This is a genomic window from Lentzea sp. NPDC004789 (genome assembly GCF_053601075.1).
Map to the genome: position 1 here is coordinate 1 of NZ_JBSGBE010000062.1, position 1,143 is coordinate 1,143.

Here is a 1,143-nt window from a genome sequence, read left to right on the forward strand (position 1 = left end):
GCTCCATGCTATGCTTAGCGAAAACACAGGAGGTTTTATGGAAATTGTAGCTATCGCGCTGCTTATAGCTTTCTTGGTGCTCATTGCCCAGTTGGGGCAAATAATTACCCTGCAGAAGAAAAGCATCAGTGAGACAAAAACTGTGGCAGCATGTCTAGACGAAGTAAACCGCAATTTAGGGCGGCATACTGAATCTGTATTCGACGCCGCAGATCAGTTGAAAAACAGCGTAGAGTCCATAGAGTTAAAAATTAGCGACATAAAATACGTTATGGACGTAATTGAAAAATACAGCCTGCCAGATAGAGAGCAGAGAAAAGTATTAGACCAAGTAAAGATCGATAACGAAATTTATCGGTAGGCCATCCCTGGCCGGTGGTTAATATTCTCTGCCGTCGGCCTCTCCCGAAAGCCATCCAATAATGCCCATTCTCGCGATCGCCTGCTTCTCCTCTCGGGTCAATGTTCTGTAGAACGATTTCCACGCAGTGGAATTGGCGATACGCGTTTCCATTCTTCGATTAATTACCTGCTGTCCCTTCTCGGTCAATTTACCCCCTTTCGCCTGTTTAACGACCGACCTGAATTCAGGCGATGCCAACAGACGATCGGCAGCAACGCTACGCGCCGGGCGGGCGGCCTCTTTGGCTGCCATACCGGCTACGGCGCCGTAGCTAAGCGTCGGGCCGACAACAGGAATGTGGCCCAGCACTGTAGTGGCTAATGCGCCTTTTCCATGACGGTAAATTTTGTCAAGCGTGCCGCCTTCTGCATCGAATTGCTTAATGAACGCGTTCAGCCTACCAGTTTGAATACTGCTCTCGCGAGCCTGGCGCACTGCCTGTGAAACGGTGAAAAGATTCCGTAGCTGTTTGGCAGTTCGTGCTCCAAGCTCCCGCTCAACCATCGGCAGCGTTCCGGAAGATTTCATCCCCTGATACCAGTCAACAAAACCCGGCAGATGGAACTCGTTTTCCTTGCGGCTGCCTTGGCTGAAAGCATCGCGCAACGATGTGGCCACAACTTCCCGTCGGATACGTGGTGAAGGGATATCCTGCTGCAGCGCCCGAAAGCCTTTCGCGTCACCCTTTGACAGGTTTCGGATCGCCAACGATGCTTTTGTGCCGATATCGCCGCGCAGAT

At 51.1% G+C, this 1,143-nt stretch carries 2 protein-coding genes; one reads left to right on the forward strand and one right to left on the reverse strand.

Annotated features, from left to right (window positions below):
• A partial coding sequence (locus ACWEIJ_RS46060; RefSeq protein ID WP_449843628.1) for a hypothetical protein occupies window positions 1-361 on the forward strand: 361 nt, incomplete at its 5' end.
• Window positions 362-379: 18 nt separating this feature from the next.
• Here ACWEIJ_RS46060 and ACWEIJ_RS46065 read toward each other — a convergent pair.
• A partial coding sequence (locus tag ACWEIJ_RS46065; protein WP_449843629.1) for a hypothetical protein occupies window positions 380-1,143 on the reverse strand: 764 nt, incomplete at its 5' end.